This window comes from Actinoallomurus acanthiterrae (assembly GCF_054775715.1).
In genome coordinates this window covers 10,569,813-10,585,054 of record NZ_BAAHCO010000001.1, presented here as the reverse complement: position 1 = coordinate 10,585,054, position 15,242 = coordinate 10,569,813, and the positions used below count along the sequence as shown (strand labels likewise).

Annotated in this window: 15 protein-coding genes; 5 read left to right on the top strand and 10 right to left on the bottom strand. The window is 72.6% G+C overall.

All coding sequences use genetic code 11. From position 1 onward, the window contains the following. Positions 1-99 precede the first annotated feature (99 nt). The 4 genes from ACYVF7_RS49910 to ACYVF7_RS49895 all read left to right on the top strand — a co-directional run bounded on the left by ACYVF7_RS49910 (position 100) and on the right by ACYVF7_RS49895 (position 3,713). On the top strand, positions 100-708 hold the full coding sequence (locus ACYVF7_RS49910) for a hypothetical protein (RefSeq protein WP_460353720.1): 609 nt from the start codon (positions 100-102) through the stop codon (positions 706-708). Next, complete coding sequence (locus tag ACYVF7_RS49905) at positions 705-1,061, top strand: hypothetical protein (RefSeq protein WP_460353718.1); 357 nt, start codon at positions 705-707, stop codon at positions 1,059-1,061. The genes ACYVF7_RS49910 and ACYVF7_RS49905 overlap by 4 nt, the downstream gene beginning before the upstream one ends. 20 nt (positions 1,062-1,081) lie before the next feature. Beyond that, on the top strand, positions 1,082-2,035 hold the full coding sequence (locus ACYVF7_RS49900) for an O-antigen ligase family protein (protein ID WP_460353715.1): 954 nt from the start codon (positions 1,082-1,084) through the stop codon (positions 2,033-2,035). Between the two features lie 247 nt (positions 2,036-2,282). Continuing rightward, entirely contained in the window at positions 2,283-3,713 is a 1,431-nt protein-coding gene (locus ACYVF7_RS49895) for a hypothetical protein (RefSeq protein ID WP_460353713.1), read from the top strand. A gap of 72 nt (positions 3,714-3,785) precedes the next feature. Here ACYVF7_RS49895 and ACYVF7_RS49890 read toward each other — a convergent pair whose 3' ends face one another. Next, on the bottom strand, positions 3,786-4,289 hold the full coding sequence (locus tag ACYVF7_RS49890; protein ID WP_460353712.1) for a hypothetical protein: 504 nt from the start codon (positions 4,287-4,289) through the stop codon (positions 3,786-3,788). Next, positions 4,286-4,633, bottom strand: a complete 348-nt coding sequence (locus ACYVF7_RS49885) for a GntR family transcriptional regulator (RefSeq protein WP_460353709.1) — start codon at positions 4,631-4,633, stop codon at positions 4,286-4,288. The genes ACYVF7_RS49890 and ACYVF7_RS49885 overlap by 4 nt, the downstream gene beginning before the upstream one ends. Before the next feature lie 164 nt (positions 4,634-4,797). On the opposite strand from ACYVF7_RS49885, the gene ACYVF7_RS49880 reads away from it, so the two are divergent. Then, positions 4,798-6,312 carry a S1 RNA-binding domain-containing protein gene (locus ACYVF7_RS49880; RefSeq protein ID WP_460353706.1) on the top strand — a complete coding sequence of 505 codons (1,515 nt, stop codon included), beginning with the start codon at positions 4,798-4,800 and terminating at the stop codon, positions 6,310-6,312. Positions 6,313-6,403: 91 nt separating this feature from the next. Here ACYVF7_RS49880 and ACYVF7_RS49875 read toward each other — a convergent pair whose 3' ends face one another. The 8 genes from ACYVF7_RS49875 to ACYVF7_RS49840 form a co-directional block, all read right to left on the bottom strand. Further along, the gene (locus ACYVF7_RS49875) at positions 6,404-7,489 is read right to left on the bottom strand and encodes a DegT/DnrJ/EryC1/StrS family aminotransferase (RefSeq protein WP_460353704.1); all 1,086 of its coding nucleotides are present in this window, start codon (positions 7,487-7,489) and stop codon (positions 6,404-6,406) included. Next, a complete protein-coding gene (locus tag ACYVF7_RS49870) occupies positions 7,482-8,120 on the bottom strand; it encodes an acetyltransferase (RefSeq protein WP_460353701.1) in 639 nt (212 codons plus the stop codon). Before ACYVF7_RS49870 ends, ACYVF7_RS49875 begins: the two co-directional genes overlap by 8 nt. 50 nt (positions 8,121-8,170) lie before the next feature. Next, on the bottom strand, positions 8,171-9,595 hold the full coding sequence (locus ACYVF7_RS49865) for an oligosaccharide flippase family protein (RefSeq protein ID WP_460353699.1): 1,425 nt from the start codon (positions 9,593-9,595) through the stop codon (positions 8,171-8,173). After that, on the bottom strand, positions 9,592-10,827 hold the full coding sequence (locus tag ACYVF7_RS49860; RefSeq protein WP_460353698.1) for a glycosyltransferase: 1,236 nt from the start codon (positions 10,825-10,827) through the stop codon (positions 9,592-9,594). The genes ACYVF7_RS49865 and ACYVF7_RS49860 overlap by 4 nt, the downstream gene beginning before the upstream one ends. After that, positions 10,824-11,912, bottom strand: a complete 1,089-nt coding sequence (locus tag ACYVF7_RS49855) for a DegT/DnrJ/EryC1/StrS family aminotransferase (RefSeq protein ID WP_460353695.1) — start codon at positions 11,910-11,912, stop codon at positions 10,824-10,826. The genes ACYVF7_RS49860 and ACYVF7_RS49855 overlap by 4 nt, the downstream gene beginning before the upstream one ends. 5 nt (positions 11,913-11,917) lie before the next feature. After that, positions 11,918-13,036 (bottom strand): glycosyltransferase, encoded by a 1,119-nt coding sequence (locus ACYVF7_RS49850; protein WP_460353693.1) that lies wholly within the window; start codon positions 13,034-13,036, stop codon positions 11,918-11,920. Positions 13,037-13,184: 148 nt separating this feature from the next. After that, positions 13,185-14,138, bottom strand: coding sequence for an NAD-dependent epimerase/dehydratase family protein (locus ACYVF7_RS49845; protein ID WP_460353692.1), 954 nt, complete (start codon positions 14,136-14,138; stop codon positions 13,185-13,187). After that, complete coding sequence (locus tag ACYVF7_RS49840) at positions 14,135-15,166, bottom strand: Gfo/Idh/MocA family protein (protein WP_460353689.1); 1,032 nt, start codon at positions 15,164-15,166, stop codon at positions 14,135-14,137. The genes ACYVF7_RS49845 and ACYVF7_RS49840 overlap by 4 nt, the downstream gene beginning before the upstream one ends. Positions 15,167-15,242 lie beyond the last annotated feature (76 nt).

Sequence of the window (15,242 nt, the reverse complement as noted above, 5' to 3'; positions counted from 1 at the left end):
CCTGCCATCTTCTCATACGAATACGTCGACGGCCCGATAGCGCGAAACTCCGGCTAAATCTATTGTGGATGGGTCCATGCGGGTGGGGGAACGGGGCTGATGGATCTACTCGGAACTCTTCGCGCTCTGACGCGATGGTGGTGGCTGACGCTCCTTCTCCTGCTCCTGTCGTCCGGCGGGGTCGCGTTCTTCTACACGGCGTTGCCGTGGACGTATCAGGGCACCGCGAGCGTCCTATTTTTGTCCTCTCCTATTCAGACAAAAGAGGCTGGCGGTAATCCCTATCAGCAGTTCGCCGATTCACTGCACATCTCCGCGGAGGCGGTCGGCCGCGCGGTGATGGACGCGCGTACGGTCGAGAGCCTTCGCCGGCACGGCTTCACCAGCGCGTACACGCTGAGCCCTGCGCCGGTGTACGCGGAGCCGGCGCTGGACGTCGCGGTCGTCGGCGTGAACCCCCGCAACATCCAGTCGACGCTCGACGCGCTGCTCGCGGAGATCCCCCGGCGCCTCGCGACGATGCAGTCGGGGATGTCCGAGCGCGCCAAGGTGCGCACCCAGGTCATCGCGGTGAGCCGGGAGCCGCGGCGCGTGCCGAAGGAGAAGGTGCGGCTGCTCGTCATGGTCGTCGCCGTGGAGCTCCTGGCCTGTGTCGCGCTTCCCGTCGTGGTGGACACCGTGACCGATCGCCGGCGGACGGCCCGGTGACGGAGATCCATCGGCCGCTGGCGCGCACGGCGCCGGTCACGATCCTCACCGCGTACGTGCTCATCCTGCTGCTCATCCCGTCGCAGTACGCCATCAGCTCGCTCGGCGCCGCGGGCACGCCCGCGGGCGTCCTCGCCGTGCTCTACTTCCTCTGGTACTGCTTCGCCTGGCTGAGCCCGCGGTCGGCCGTCGCCCGCGAGCGGCAGCCGCTGCGCCTCGCGATCGCCGCCTTCCTCATCGCCGTGCTGCTCAGCTACGTCATGGCGATGACCAGGCCGCTGCAGGTGCTCGAGCTCAACGGCGCCGACCGCGGTCTCATCATCGCCGCCGCTGGGCCGGCATCGCCCTGCTGACGGCGGACTGCGTCGAACGCGTGGACAACCTCGAGGTGCTGCACCGCCGCATGTCCACGATCGGCGGGCTGCTGGGCGTCGTCGGGATCACGCAGTTCTTCACCGGCCTCGACCTGGCCCGCTATGTCCATATCCCGGGTCTGGTCCAACAGACGCACATCTTCTCCTCCGTGCCGCGCGACGAGTTCAACCGGCCCGCCGGAACGGCCATCCACCCGATCGAGTTCGGCGTGGTGCTCGGGCTGCTCCTGCCGCTGGCCATCCACGGCGCGCGGTACGCGCCGGAGGGGCGCCGGGGGATCCGGTGGACGCAGGTCATCGTCATCGCCGCGGCGATGATGATGACGGTCTCGCGGTCGGCCGTGCTGGGCGCGTTCATCGCGCTGGTGGTGATCCTGCCCACCTGGGACGCCGGATCCCGGCGCCGCGCGTACGCGGTCATCGTGTGCTTCGGCGGGGCGCTGTACGTCCTCACGCCGGGGCTGCTCGGCACGGTGAAGTCGCTGATCACTCACATCGGCAACGACAGCAGCACGAACTACCGGACGCACGACTACGACGCGGCCGCGCACTACTTCGCGCGCAGCCCGTGGTTCGGGCGCGGATTCGGGACGTTCCTGCCGCAGTTCTACCGGATCTTCGACAACCAGTACCTCGTCACGCTCGTGGAGATGGGGGCCACCGGCGTGGTCGCCCTGCTCGGCCTCTTCGGCACGGCCTGGTGGCTGGCGCGGCGGGCCCGCGCGATGAGCGACGATCCGCGGGTCCGGCATCTGGCCCAGTGCCTGGCCGCGTGCGTCGCCGTCGCGGCCTTCAGTTTCGGAGTGTTCGACGCCGCGTCGTTCCCGATGACCTGCGGCCTGACCTTTCTCATCCTGGGCTGCTGCGGCGCCCTGTGGCGGTTGCTGCGGCCGCGGTCCGCGGCGGAGCCGTCCGCCGCCTCGCGGTCCGAACTCACCCGGAGCACCCAATGACGATCACATGCGGCGAGTTCCTCGCGGTGTCCGGCCGGACGGCGGAGGCCCCCTTCGGACCGGAGTCGGCGAGGCTGTCCTTCCCCGGCGGCGTCGTCTGGGCGACCGGCGAGCCGCGTGCCGGCACGGGCATCGCGCTGTCCCTGGGGTCGCGGGACCACGCGAAGGGGGCGCTGACGTCGAGCGACCTCGCCGGCCGCTGCGGTCCGGGGACGGCCTCGGCGACATCGCGGCGCCGTACGCGGCCGTGCTCGTCGACGGGGACGCCGTCACCGCCGCCACCGACCACCTCGGACTTCGCCACATCTACGGGGTGCGGGGTGAGGGCTGGGCGGCGATCTCCACCTCGGCGCGGCTGCTCGCCCGGATCGCCGGGGCTCCGCTCGACCTCCGGGCGCTGGGGGCGTACCGGCTCATCGGCCACCACCTGGGCGTCGCGACGCCGTACGAGGGGGTCACCAAACTGCCGGCCGCCCATCGCTGGCGGCTCACCGGCGGGCGGCTGCATGAGGAGCCCTATCCGATGCCCGTCTTCGAACCGGCGGACGATCCGGTCCGGAGCACGGCGCGCGTCCTCCGCGACGATGTGGAACACGCCCTGGACGAGCATCCCGACGCCGTGCTGCAGCTCTCCGGTGGCCTGGACTCGCGCGTGCTCCTCGCCGCCGTCCCACCGGACCGCCGGCGCGGGCTGCGGGCGCTGACGCTCTCCTCGGCCGAGAGCCGGGACCACACGGTCGCCACCCGCCTGGCGGAGGCGTACGGCTTAAGGCGCCAGGTCATCGATCTCGGCGGCCTGGCCGCGCTCGACCCCGCGCAGGCGTACGACCTCGTGCACCGGGCGGCGCTGCGCAGCGACGGGCTCGGCAGCCCCATCGCGTTCGCCGTGCTCGACTGGGCGGAGGCCCGGGCCCCGGGCGAGCCGCGGATCAACGGGTTCGGCGGCGAGACGGCCCGGGCCTTCTACTACCCGGCGCAGCGGCAGCACCATCGCCCCACCCCGGCGCTGGTCGACCGGCTGGCGAGGTGGCGCGTCTTCACCCTCGAACCGGCCGACCCGGCGATGTTCGACCCCGAGTACGCGGCCGAGACCGAAGCCGCCACGCTGGCCACCCTCCGGGACGTGTTCGCCGCCTACGACACCGACTGGCTGACGGCGACCGACGAGTTCTACGTGCGGGAACGCGCCCATCGCTGGGTCGGCGCGACGCTCACCGGCGCGTGCCTGCGCTACGTGACGCTCAGCCCGCTGCTGCACCCCGGATTCCTGGCCGCCGCCCGGTCGCTGGCACCGGAGGACAAGCGCGGGTCGCGGTTCAACGCGCGCGTGCTGATGGAGCTCGACCCCGAACTCGCGAGGATCCCCCTCGACACGGGGATCCGGCCGGACACCCTGCCGACGAGGGGCCCGCTGCGCTCGTCGTACGACTTCGCGCGACGGGCGAGCCGCAAGGTCGGGCAGCGCGTCCGGAACAGCGGCAACCCCGGCGTCGGCGTGCCGACCGTCACCGAGCTGCTCGTCCGCTACTGGAGGGCTTGTCCGGACGTGCTGGAGCCGGTCGCCGCCACCGGCCTCATCCGCGAGCAGTGGCTGGAGGAGATGCTGAACGGCACCCGCAGCCCCGGCGAGGCCACCGCCGCCTTCCTCGCCATCCTCGAGATCGCCGCCGGCCCCTGACCGAAGGGGGCGGTGGAGCGGGACGCTTACGTGGTGTGCGTGCTGGAGCATCTGCACCGCGCGTTGCAGGTGCTAGATGTGTTCGCCGCCCCGTCGCGCCTTCGCGTCGTTGATGGCGGTGGCGGCCGCGTGGGGGTGGGGCGTGGTGACGGTGACGGTGCGGCCGTTGCTCAGCAGCAGCCGCAGGGTGGGGCCGGAGCGGACGGTGTAGCAGGTGCGTCGTGGGGTCCACCAGAAACCGAAGGCGACGAACAAGGGGTGGAGGTCGATCACTTCGGCGCGCTTGATCTGGTCGAGGCGGTAGGCGCAGCGTGGCCATCCGAGTGCTCCGAAATGAATGGAGACTCCGTTGGGGCCGGCCGTTATTCTGACGCTGGACCCGACAAGAGCGTAGAGGACCACGCCGGCGACGGAGATCAGTATCGGTGCCAGGTCCCGCCAGCTCTCGTTCGGCCCCCCTCCCAGGATCAGCAGCGTCAGCAGCAGTACGGCGCTGCCGGCCACCATGGGCCAGTTGGTCACGCGGCCGGTGTAGATCGAGTTCCGGCCGGCGCCGGAGAACCCGGATGCGGTCATGTCAGCTCCTCGATGAGGCGGATCAGTTCGGTACGGCCGAGCCCCTGGGCGCGGGCGACGGCGATCAGCGCGTGGGCCGCCTCGGTGACCGAGGCCAGCGGTGCACCTGCCGAGGTCACCCGGGCTCCGCGCCCCCGGCGGAACTCCAGCAGGCCCTCGTCTCTCAGCTGTCGGTAGGCGGCGAGCACGGTGTTGCGGTCGACGGACAGGGCCATCGCCAGCTCGGCGGCCGGCGGAAGCTGCTCACCGGTGGTCAGCTCGCCCGATGCCACCCCGTGGCGGACGCAGCCGGCGATCTGATGCTGCAGCGGGTCCGGGGATGAGTGATCAACAGTCCATCTCATGGTGCTAGTATTATTAGCACCATTTGGCCATGAGTCAAGCAGTCAGTTCTCTCGAACGCGGCGCTAGACCCTGTTCCAGCGTCTGTAAGCTGCGCCCATGATCGCTTCCCCTGCCAACCCGCGACTGGCCCTTGGGGCGACTTTGAGCCGCGCGAGGCGCTGACATGGCGCCCTTCGTGTACCGGATCACCCCGTACGCCCCCGCTGAGTGGGAGGAAACGGACCGCGGCAGATCGGTTGTCCCGTATTACTCACGGGAACGCGTTGCCGCTGCCTGTGTCGCAGCGGCGGCCGAATTCGCGCTCGACGCCGGTGTCGACCAATTGGCGATCGACAACCCGATGCTCGGCGGCTTCTTCTCCTTCTCTGCCCACGCGGACTGGGGACGGCACGGCCTGTCCGGGCTCTTCCCCGACGACTTGGCCGGCTATCACGACGGCGCGCGCGTCCCGCTCGCCACCGGGCTCGGGCTGCTGCGCGCCATGGTGCTGCGTGAAGGCGCCTGGTGCCGACTGCATACGGAGAACAGGTTCTTCCTCCACGTCGGGGATAAGGACGATTTCTACGTCGGCAGTGATCGACCGCAGGAGGACACCGTGGTGCGCACCCGCGCGCTGGGGTTGTTCACCGAACCGGTCGCACTGTCCCCCTACGATCCGGCCTTCGACGAGACGGACACTCAGCGGCCCGCAGATGACGCCTTCTGGAGCGAACTGGACGGCCTGATCGCTGAGCATGACGAGGTGCTGCTGGAAGAGCTGTACATCGGCAACGCCCGCCGCTGGCATCGCCTGACCAGCGCAAGAGAGGTCAAGGCCGTCCGCTCGGGGTTGACCCCGCGGGCCCGGCTGACGGTGTGGCCGGGCCTCACCGAGGACATCGAGGCGATCCGTGCCGCCGTCCTGGGCGGGGAGCGCCTCGAACTGCTCGTCGAGCAGAATTCCGACGGAGGCTTCAGTCCGGTGCGCATCGCCGAGCCGTGGATGGGCAAGTCCGATGCCGCTTACGCGGCGATCCCGGCCGGACCGGGTCGGCGGGCCGCGCTGGTCCCGCTGGATCCGAGCGAACGCCGCCCGCTGCTCGCCGGGGTGCTGCCGGACGCCGACGGCGTCCTACGGGCACGGTGGCGCGCCAACCGCACCCAGGCCGACGAGCGGCGGTCGCTGCTCGACTCGCTGCGGGTCGGGGACGTCGTCCCCGGCACCGTTGCGACCGGCCTGGACGACGTCGGTGTGCACGTGGACCTGGACCATGAGCTGGGTCACGGTCTCGGCTTCCTCCGTGTCCCCGAGATGTCCTGGGAGCACTTCGACTCAGTGGACGACGTCGCCCCCATCGGCCGTAAGATCCGCGCCGAGATCCTCGCCATCGACTGGGGGCGGGAGCGCGTGAGCTTGTCCCTCAAGGCGCTTCAGCCTGATCCCTGGCGGCTGTACGCCGAAGTTCATCAGGTCGGCGAGACGGTCCCGGGCACCGTCACCGAACTGGTGCCGTTCGGCGCGTTCGTCCGCGTCGCGAAAGGCGTCGAAGGCTTGGTCCATCTCACCGAACTGGCCGACCACGGCGTGGATGACCCCGAGGAAGTGGTGGCGATAGGCGATGAGGTCATCGCCGCCATCCTCGACATGGACCTGAATCGTCGCCGCATCAGCCTCTCCCTCAGAACTCACAGGGAGTGAAGATCCAGCCGTCTGCTGGTGGCGATCAGCGATGCACGCGCCGAAGGCCTCGGCAGATCATGACCGGCCGCTGAGGCTGCTGCGCGCAGCCCTAGAGGGCTTTGCGGAGGGCGGTGGCGACGTGGTCCTGCTGCTCCTCGGTGATGTGCGGGAACATCGGCAGCGAGAGGATCTCCGTCGCCGCCGTCTCGGTGACGGAGAAGTCTCCGGGGGCGTGTCCCAGGTCGCGGAAGGCCGGCTGCAGGTGGATCGGGACGGGGTAGTGGATGCCGGTCCGGATCCCCATCTCGGCCAGGGACCTCGCCACCTCGTCGCGGCGGGGCACGCGGATGACGTACAGGTGCCAGACGTGCGTGTTGCCGGGGGCCTCGGTGGGCAGCGTGACGTCGGGAAGGCCGTCCAGCAGCGCGGCGTAGCGCGCCGCGGCGACGCGGCGGCGTCCGTTCCAGTCCGCGAGGCGGCGTAGTTTCGCGCGCAGCACGACCGCCTGCAGGGTGTCCAGGCGGGAGTTGAAGCCGAGCGTCTCGTGGCGGTACTTCACCTCGCTGCCGTGGTCGCCGAGGAGCCGCACCGCGCGGGCCAGGTCGGCGGAGTCGGTGAGCACGGCTCCCGCGTCGCCGTACGCGCCGAGGTTCTTGCCGGGGTAGAAGCTGGTCGCGGCGAGCCGGCCGAAGAGGCCGCGGCCGTCTTGGGACGCCCCCTGCGACTGGGCCGCGTCCTCCACGACGGGGATCCCGTGCGCCGCGATGGCGGCCATCGGCGGCAGCTGACCGTACAGGTGCACCGGCACGATCGCGGCCGTCCGCGGCCCGATCGCCGACAGCAGAAGGCGGGGTTCGAGCAGCAGATGGTCGGGGTCGACGTCGACGAGGACGGGACGCGCGCCGGTTCGGACGACCGCTTCGGCGGTCGCCACGAACGTGTTCGCGGGGAGGACGACCTCGCGGTCCGGCCCGCATCCCAGCGCGCGGAGCGCGAGTTCGAGCGCGTCGGTGCCGTTGGCGACGCCGACGCAGTGGGCCGCGCCGGAGAAGGCGGCGTACTCCCGCTCGAAGGCGGCGACGTCGGGCCCCTGGACGAACGCGGTGGTGTCGAGCACCCGGTCGAAGCCCGCCCGGATCTCGTGCGCGACTTCGGCGTGCGCGGCGGCGAGGTCGACGAAGGGGACGTCAGGCATGGCGGTGCTCCTCGGAGACGTGGCGCAGGTGGCGCGCCGGATTGCCGGCCCAGACCTCTCCGGCCGGTACGTCGCGCGTGACGACCGCGCCCATGCCGACCAGGGCGCCCGGGCCGATCGTGCGGCCCTCCCGGACGAGCGCGCCGGAGCCCAGGTAGGCGCCTCGCCCCACGTGCACGCCCCCGGCGAGCCGGACTCCCGAGGCGATGGTGACGAAGTCCGCCACGACGTCATCGTGGGTCAGGGTGACGTGCGGCATGATCGCGACGTGCGCGCCGACCCGCACCGACGCGGTGAGCACGACCTGCGCGAGCAGCACCGAGCCCGGGCCGATCCGCGACGACGCCGACACCCAGGCGGTCGGGTGTACGAGTGTGGCGTAGCGCTCGGGCGGCAGGTCGAGCCGGTCGACGAGGCGCGCCCGGACGCCGTTGTCGCGCGGGCTCCCGACGCACACGACGACCTGGGCGCCGGGCGGGACCTCCTTGGTCCCGCCGAGCACCGGGACGCCGTCGACGTCCGTGCCCTGCTTGGCCGGATCGTCGTCCAGGAAGCCCAGCAGGCGTTCGCGGGCGAGCTGCGCGGTCTCGCGCGCGAAGCCGCCCGCACCGACGATCACCAGATCACGCATGTTCGGCTCCTCGCGATTCCCTGCGCGCGCCGCGCATCCGGTCGCCCGGGTCACGCATGTTCGGCTCCTCGCAGTTCCCTGAGCGCGCCCCGCATCCGGTAGACCAGCAGCCCGGTCGCGGTGACCGCGACGGTGCCGGCGACGGCGAGGGCGAGCAGGTCGAAGGGGATCGCGCGGTGGACCAGCACGGCGGCGGGCCCGACGACCGAGGCGACCAGCACCGCCGGCGCGACGCGGGCGCCGACCGCGCGGACGCCGATGCCCACCCGGCGCAGCTGTGTCAGGTACAGCGGCAGCGGCACGAGCGCGGCGACGGTGGCGTGCGCGGCGGCGGCCCCGGCGATGCCGTCCAGCCGCGCGCCGATGATCAGCGCCGGCACCAGGACGGACAGCCAGACGGCCTGGATCGCGAACACCGCGCGGGTACGGGCGAGGACGACGAAATAGTCGTACATCAGCTCGAAGAGGATCCGGAGCCCGCCGAGCAGCGCCAGCCAGAACAGGGCCGCGGCGGCGGGTTCCCACCGGGCTCCGTACACGAAACGGACCAGCGGCCCGGCCGCCCCGCCGAGGAGCAGGCACACCGGCAGGGTCACCGCGGTGAGCAGCCCCGCGGTGGACAGGAACGTGCGCCGCATCGCCGGGGCGTCGTGCTGGAGGCGGGCGAAGGCCGCCGGCGCGACGCTGCGGACCGGTTGGGAGAACATGCCCACCGGCCAGTTCGACAGGTTGAAGGCCAGCACGTAGAAGCCGAGCGCGGTGGCGCCGAGCACGTCGCCGACCACGAACTGGTCCACGGCGCCGACCGCGAAGACGACGACGCTCGACCCGGCGAGCGGCAGCCCGAACCGCAGCAGCCTTCGCGCCACCGCGCGGTCGAAGCCGAACCGCAGGCGCTCGGCGGAGAAGGCCACCAGCAGCACGCCCGAGCCGACGGCGCCCGCGAGCCGCCCGACCGCCAGGCTCATCGCTCCCCAGCCGGAGAGGGCGAGCGCGACGGACACGGCCGCCCCGCCCCAGCTGTTGACCTGGTCGGCGATCATCTTGCGGTCCTGGCGGAAGGCCCGCTGCAGCATGGCCGCCGGAGTGGCGACCAGGCCGTCGACCAGCACGCTGAGCGTGAGCAGCCGGATGACCCCGGTGGCCGCGGGCGCGCCCATCGCCGCCGCGAAGGCGGGCGCCCCGGCGAAGCAGCCCGCGTAGACGAGCCCGCTGGAGATCACCGAGATGGTCGCCACGGTCGGCGCGATCTCCCGTGGCTCGCCGGGCCAGCGCACGATCGCCAGGCTCACGCCGAGCTCGTTGAAGCTCAGCACCGCGAGCAGCGCCACCATCGCGACGGCGAAGACACCGAACTCCTCCGGGCCGAGGACCCGGGCGAGCAGGATGCCGATGGCGAGCGTGCCGAACCGCCCCAGCATGGTGTTGAGGAAGCTCCATCCGAGGGCGCGGGACGCCTGCCGGAACAGCGTCATCGCGAGCCCACGGGACGGCTCACTGGGCGCGAGTCCGGCCCGCGCACCGCGTTGAAGTCGTCGCGCGCGGCCGTGCCGCGCATCCGCCGGTAGCGGCGGCGGAGCTTGTACGCCATCACCCGGCCGGCGGTGCTCGCCAGCTCACGGGCCGGCGAGTGCCAGGCGAGCGCTTCGCGGTAGATCTGCTCCTGGACGCGCGCCGCCCGCCGGAGACCGAAGCGCTGGACGACCAGGTCCCGGCCGTACGCGCCGAGCTCCGCGCCGCGTTCCGGGTGGGCGGCCAGCTCGCGGAGGATCGTCGCCAGCCGGGCGGCCCCGTTCCCGTCGCCGAGGCCGTACCAGCCCTGCTTCAGGAACCGGCCGCACGACTCCGGCGTCAGCAGCTCGAAGAAACCCCGCTCGCCCTGGACGATGAGCGGGCGGGCGAAGGCGAGCGCCCGCAGCGCCGAGCCGCCCATCGCCAGCGCGACCGACGCCGCGGCGTACGCCGGGCGTGGATCGTCGAGCCGCCCGGTGAGGACGACGGCGCGGCGGCCGAGGTCCGCGTTGACCCGCTCCGCGCGGGCCTCGACGGCCGGCCGGGCCGGGCCGTCGCCGACGATGACCAGCCGGATCGGCAGCTCCCGGCTGAGCTCGCCGACGACGTCGACGGCCGTGAGCACCCCTTCGAGCTTGAGCTCCTGGACGAGGCGGCCGACGACCACCACGTCGAAATGGTCCTCATCGAGCGCGAACCGTGCCCTGAACTCGTGTACCGGGTGCCCCGGCGCGTTGGCGTCCACGTCGATCGGCGGCTCGATGAGATGGACCGGGCCGGACCGCCCTCCGGCCGTGCGTTCGCGGAGCTCGTGCGTGCCCACCACGAGCGGCAGCGACGCCGGGAGGAAGGGCGCGACGGACATCGACATCACCGTGCACACGGCCGCCGCCCGCCGGCCCGCCGCGTAGAACGCCTCGATCCCGGGCGGCCACTCGTACCCGTGGACGACGTCGTACCCGCGCTCGGCGATCAGCCGGCGCAGGAGCCGTACGGTCGCGGGGGAGGGCCGTCGCCGGCCGGCGTCCAGGGGCAGGTGTTCGAGGCCGAGCGAGAGCACCCGTTCGACCAGCGGGCCCGGCTCCGCGATCACGGCGACCTCGTGGCCGAGGTCCCGGACCGCGGCGGCCAGCTCGATCGCGTTCAGCTGGCTGCCGCCGATCTCCATCGCGTGCGGGTAGACCAGGATCTTCACCGGGCCTCCGCGATGACGGAGACGACCCGGTCCTGCTCGGCATGGGTCATCTCGTGGAACAGCGGAAGGATCAGGGAACGCCGCGTCAGCCGTTCGGTCACCGGAAGATCGGCGGTGGTGCCGGCGTAGGCGGGCTCGAGATGGGCGGCCATGATGCCGCGCCGGGCCGAGATCCCCTCCTCGGCGAGGCGTGCCAGCAGGGCGTCGCGGCCGATGGGGTGGTCGTCGGGCAGCACGATCCAGAACGACTGGTAGTTGGTCTCGCCGTACGCCGGGTCGCGTGCCGTCTCATAACCGGGCAGCAGCTCCTGGTACCGCGCGGCCAGGGCACGCCGCCGCGCGATGATCTCGTCGAGGCGTTTCAGCTGGACGAGCCCGATCGCCGCCTGGATGTCGGTCATCCGGTAGTTGAAGCCCGTCTCGGAGTACTCCTCGACGATGGCCGTCCGGCTGGCGTGCCGCTCGGCGGCGCTCACGCTCATCCCGTGCTCGCGAAGCCGCCGCGCCCGCCGTGCCCGGTCGCCGGAGCTCGTGGTGAGCATGCCGCCCTCGCCGGTCGTGATCAGCTTGCGCGGGTGGAAGGACCAGGCGGCGATCTCGGCCCCCGCGCCGACCGGCCGGCCGCGATAGGTCGAGCCCGCCGCGCAGGCCGCGTCCTCGATCACCGGGACGCCGAGCGCGGTGATCTCGTCGAGGTCGCACGGCACGCCGGCCTGGTCGACGGCGATCACCGCGCGGGTCCGTGCGGTGATGGCCGTCTCGACGGTCTTGGCCGTGACGTTGCCGGTGGCCGCGTCGACGTCGGCGAAGACCGGGGTGGCGCCGCAGTACCGCACGGCGTTCGCGGTGGCGATGAACGACAGCGACGGCACGACGACCTCGTCCCCGGCGCCCACGCCCACGAGCAGGAGCGCCAGGTGCAGCGCGGTCGTGCACGACGACGTGGCCACGCCGTGGCCGGCGCCGACGCGGCCGGCGAACGCGCGCTCGAACTCCGCGACCCGTGGCCCCTGCGCCACCCAGCCGGACCGTACGGCCTCGGCGGCGGCCGCCGCCTCCTCATCGCCCAGGACGGGCCTGATCACGGGGATCAATCGTTCTCCAATCCGAGTAGGGCGGCGAGGTCGCGAGCCCGCCGGGACCAGGTGTGCCGTTCCGCGAAGGCGCGTCGCCGTGCCTGGAGCTCCGGCGTCCGGGGCACAGCCAGCTCCTTCTCGACGGCGGTCGCGAAGCCGTCGCGGGTCGCCGTGCGCACGAGGTCCGTGCCGAGCCATGCCGTCGCCGGCAGGTCGGTCGAGACCACGCCACGGCCGGCGGCGAGGTAGTCGAGGGTCTTGATCGGGAAGCTGGCCCGGTTGAAATCGCTGGTCGCGTACGGCGTGAGGCCCACGTCGATGACCCTCAGGTACGACGCCAGCTCCTCGGCGGGCTTGCGTCCCGTCCAGCACACGTTCTCCCGCGCGACCAGGGCCGCGAAGCGCGCCGGTTCGTACGACGGGTCGTGCGGGCCGACGAGCAGCAGCGGGCGTCCGGAGCCCGCGACGGCCTCCAGGAGCGTGAGGTCGATCCGCGCGTTGATGTGCCCGACGAACCCGGCGACCGGACCGGCGAAGGACCCGGGCACGTCGCCGGGCCACGGCGCCGCGTCGGCGTCGACGGGCGTGCAGCCGTTCGGGATCACCACCGCCCCCGGGAGCCTCTCCCGCAGCACGGGGGAGACGACCGCGACCGCGTCGGCGCGGGCGAGCTGCCGGGCCTGCGCCGCGCGCAGGTGCCGTGCCGACTGGCCCAGCAGCGCCGCGCCCGCCACGAGGTCGTCGGTGGCGTAGTACACGGCGCGCGCACCCGGCACGGCGCCGAGCAGGTCGCCGGGACCCGCGACGACCACCGCCGGCACGCGCATCCCGAGCCGGGCGGCCGCACGACGGGCCGCCCGGCGGATGAGCGCGTCGGTGACGGGGCGCATGCCGGGGCGCTGCGCGCCGGGCAGCACGCGCGGGGTGAGCCACCACAGGCCCGCGCGCACCTCGCGCAACGCCGGACCGCGCAGCGACGCCGCGAGGTGCGGGTGGATCAGGGGGGTCAGCACCGAGCGCGGCGGGTCGACGTAGAGGACGGGCGTCAGGGCGGCGAGCTCGTCGGCCATGCGCCGGTCCGTGCCCGCGACCCCGTCGTAGCCGGTGCCGCCGAAGTAGACGACCAGGCTCATGAGGCGCCCACGGCACCGGATCGCCGCCCGCCCGCGTCCGGTGGCCTGCCCGCGTCCGGCGGCCGGCGCGGACAGGCGCCGCTCGGCCCGCTCACCGGGCGCGGGCAGGCGCCGCTCACCGGGCGCGGGCAGGTGCCGCTCGGCCCGCTCAACGCTGCGACCGCCACCAGCGAACGAGCCGGCGCAGGCCCTCGTCCAGGCCGATCTCGGCCTTCCAGCCGAGGCGTTCCTCGGCCTTCGACACGTCCGCGAGACGCCGGGTCACCGCGTTGACGGTCCGGGCCGGGCCGAACTCGAGCCCGAGGTCCGCGTCCATCGCCCGCAGCAGCGCCTCGGCCAGCTCGCGGAGGCTGGTCTCGGTGCGGCTGCCGATGTTGAACACCTCGTCGGTGACGTCGCCGTCGGCCGCCAGGAGGTTCGCCCGCGCGATGTCCTCGGTGAAGACGAAGTCCATGGTCTGGGCGCCGTCGCCGAGAATGAGCGGCGGCCGGCCGGACTCGATGCGCTCCATCCAGCGGATCAGCACCTCGGTGTAGAGGCCGTGGATGTCCATCCGCGGGCCGTACACGTTGAAGTAGCGCAGGGCCACGTAGTCGAGGCCGTGCGTCGCGTGGAAGCTGCGCAGCAGCCCCTCGTTGAACGTCTTCGCCGCGCCGTACAGCGTGTCGTTGGCGTACGGGTGGTGGCGCTCCGGCGTGGGGAACTCCTCCGCGAGGCCGTACACGGACGCCGAGGAGGCCGCGACGACCTTGCGCACCCCGCGCTCGGCTGCCGCCTCGACCACCTCGTAGGTGCCGTCGACGAGGACCTGCAGCGCGAGCCGCGGCTCCTCCGCGCACTGGGTGATGCGGATCGCGGCCTGGTGGAAGACGACGTCCACGCCGTCGAGCAGCGACCGTACGAGCGCGCCGTCACGGATGTCGCCGTCGACCACGCGTACCCGGCCGCTCTCCCGCGCGCCGGCGAGGTTCTCCGGCCGGCCGCGGACGAAGTTGTCCAGGACGACGACGTCCGCGCAGCCCGCGGCGACGAGCTGGTCGACGATGGTCGAGCCGATGGTCCCGGCTCCGCCGGTGACGAGACAGCGGCTACCTTCGATCACGCGTTCTCCTTCGTCGGGATGGTCGCTCCGCCGCTCGCGATGCTGCGCGACGCCGCCTCGAGCAGGGTGATCACGCGGAGGCCGGCGCGGCCGTCGGTGAGCGCCGGCCGGGACTCGTTGATGGCGGCGGCGAACTCGGTCATCACCCCGCGCAGCGCCTCCTGCTCCGGCAGGGCGGGCACGTGGATGTCGCCCAGCCGGTAGGAGATCAGCGCCTCCCGGCGCTGGTCGGGTCCCTGGGGGACGCGGTCCACGCCCCGGTCGTGCACCGAGACCCGGCGCAGCGGGTCCAGGTCGTCCCACACGACCGTCCGACGCGACCCGCCGATCACGGTGGTGCGGATCTTGGTCGGGCTGAGCCAGTTGACGTGGACGTGGGCCATCGCCCCCGACGTCAGCCACAGCGTCAGGTGCGCCACGCAGGCGCGGCCGGCGTCGATGGGGTCGCTGCCGTGGGCGGCGACGGCGGCGACCCTCTCCGGGAGCACGAAGTCGAGGATCGACAGGTCGTGCGGGGCGAGGTCCCACAGCACGTCGATGTCGGACTGCACCAGCCCGAGGTTGATGCGGACGGAGTCGACGAACTGCACGTCGCCGAGCTCACCGCCGTGGATCAGCTCGCGGATCCGCCGGACCGCCGGGGTGTAGCAGTAGGTGTGGTCGCACATGAGCACGCGGCCGGTCCGGTCGGCCAGGTCGACGAGCTTGCGGCCCTCGGCGGCCGACATCGTGAGCGGCTTCTCGACGAGCACGTGCTTGCCCGCTTCGAGCGCCGACCGTACGAGATCGAAGTGGGTGGCGGCCGGTGTCGCGATCGCGACCGCGTCGACGGCGGGATCGTCTAAGACCGCTTCGTAGGACGTCGTGACCCGGACCGTCGTGTAGGCCCCGAGCACGGTGCGCGCCCGCTCCTCGTCCAGGTCGCACAGCCACTCCAGCCGCAGAGCCGGGGTCGCCTGAGCGGTCCGTACGAGGTTCGGCCCCCAGTAGCCGGCCCCGATGACCGCCAGTCCCACTGCGTCCGTCAACGGTGTTCTCCTTCGCGTGGTGTGGTCGACGGTGGCGTCGATGGCGTAGGCGTCGGCGACGGGCTGTTCTTCGGCA

What these genes read in the sequence shown, in the direction of transcription:
- ACYVF7_RS49890 (WP_460353712.1), bottom strand. Translation starts at nt 4,289, where the DNA reads ATGACCGCATCCGGGTTCTCCGGCGCCGGCCGGAACTCGATCTACACC.
- ACYVF7_RS49850 (WP_460353693.1), bottom strand. Translation starts at nt 13,036, where the DNA reads ATGAGCCTGGTCGTCTACTTCGGCGGCACCGGCTACGACGGGGTCGCG.
- ACYVF7_RS49910 (WP_460353720.1), top strand. Translation starts at nt 100, where the DNA reads ATGGATCTACTCGGAACTCTTCGCGCTCTGACGCGATGGTGGTGGCTG.
- ACYVF7_RS49880 (WP_460353706.1), top strand. Translation starts at nt 4,798, where the DNA reads ATGGCGCCCTTCGTGTACCGGATCACCCCGTACGCCCCCGCTGAGTGG.
- ACYVF7_RS49870 (WP_460353701.1), bottom strand. Translation starts at nt 8,120, where the DNA reads ATGCGTGATCTGGTGATCGTCGGTGCGGGCGGCTTCGCGCGCGAGACC.
- ACYVF7_RS49875 (WP_460353704.1), bottom strand. Translation starts at nt 7,489, where the DNA reads ATGCCTGACGTCCCCTTCGTCGACCTCGCCGCCGCGCACGCCGAAGTC.
- ACYVF7_RS49865 (WP_460353699.1), bottom strand. Translation starts at nt 9,595, where the DNA reads ATGACGCTGTTCCGGCAGGCGTCCCGCGCCCTCGGATGGAGCTTCCTC.
- ACYVF7_RS49885 (WP_460353709.1), bottom strand. Translation starts at nt 4,633, where the DNA reads ATGAGATGGACTGTTGATCACTCATCCCCGGACCCGCTGCAGCATCAG.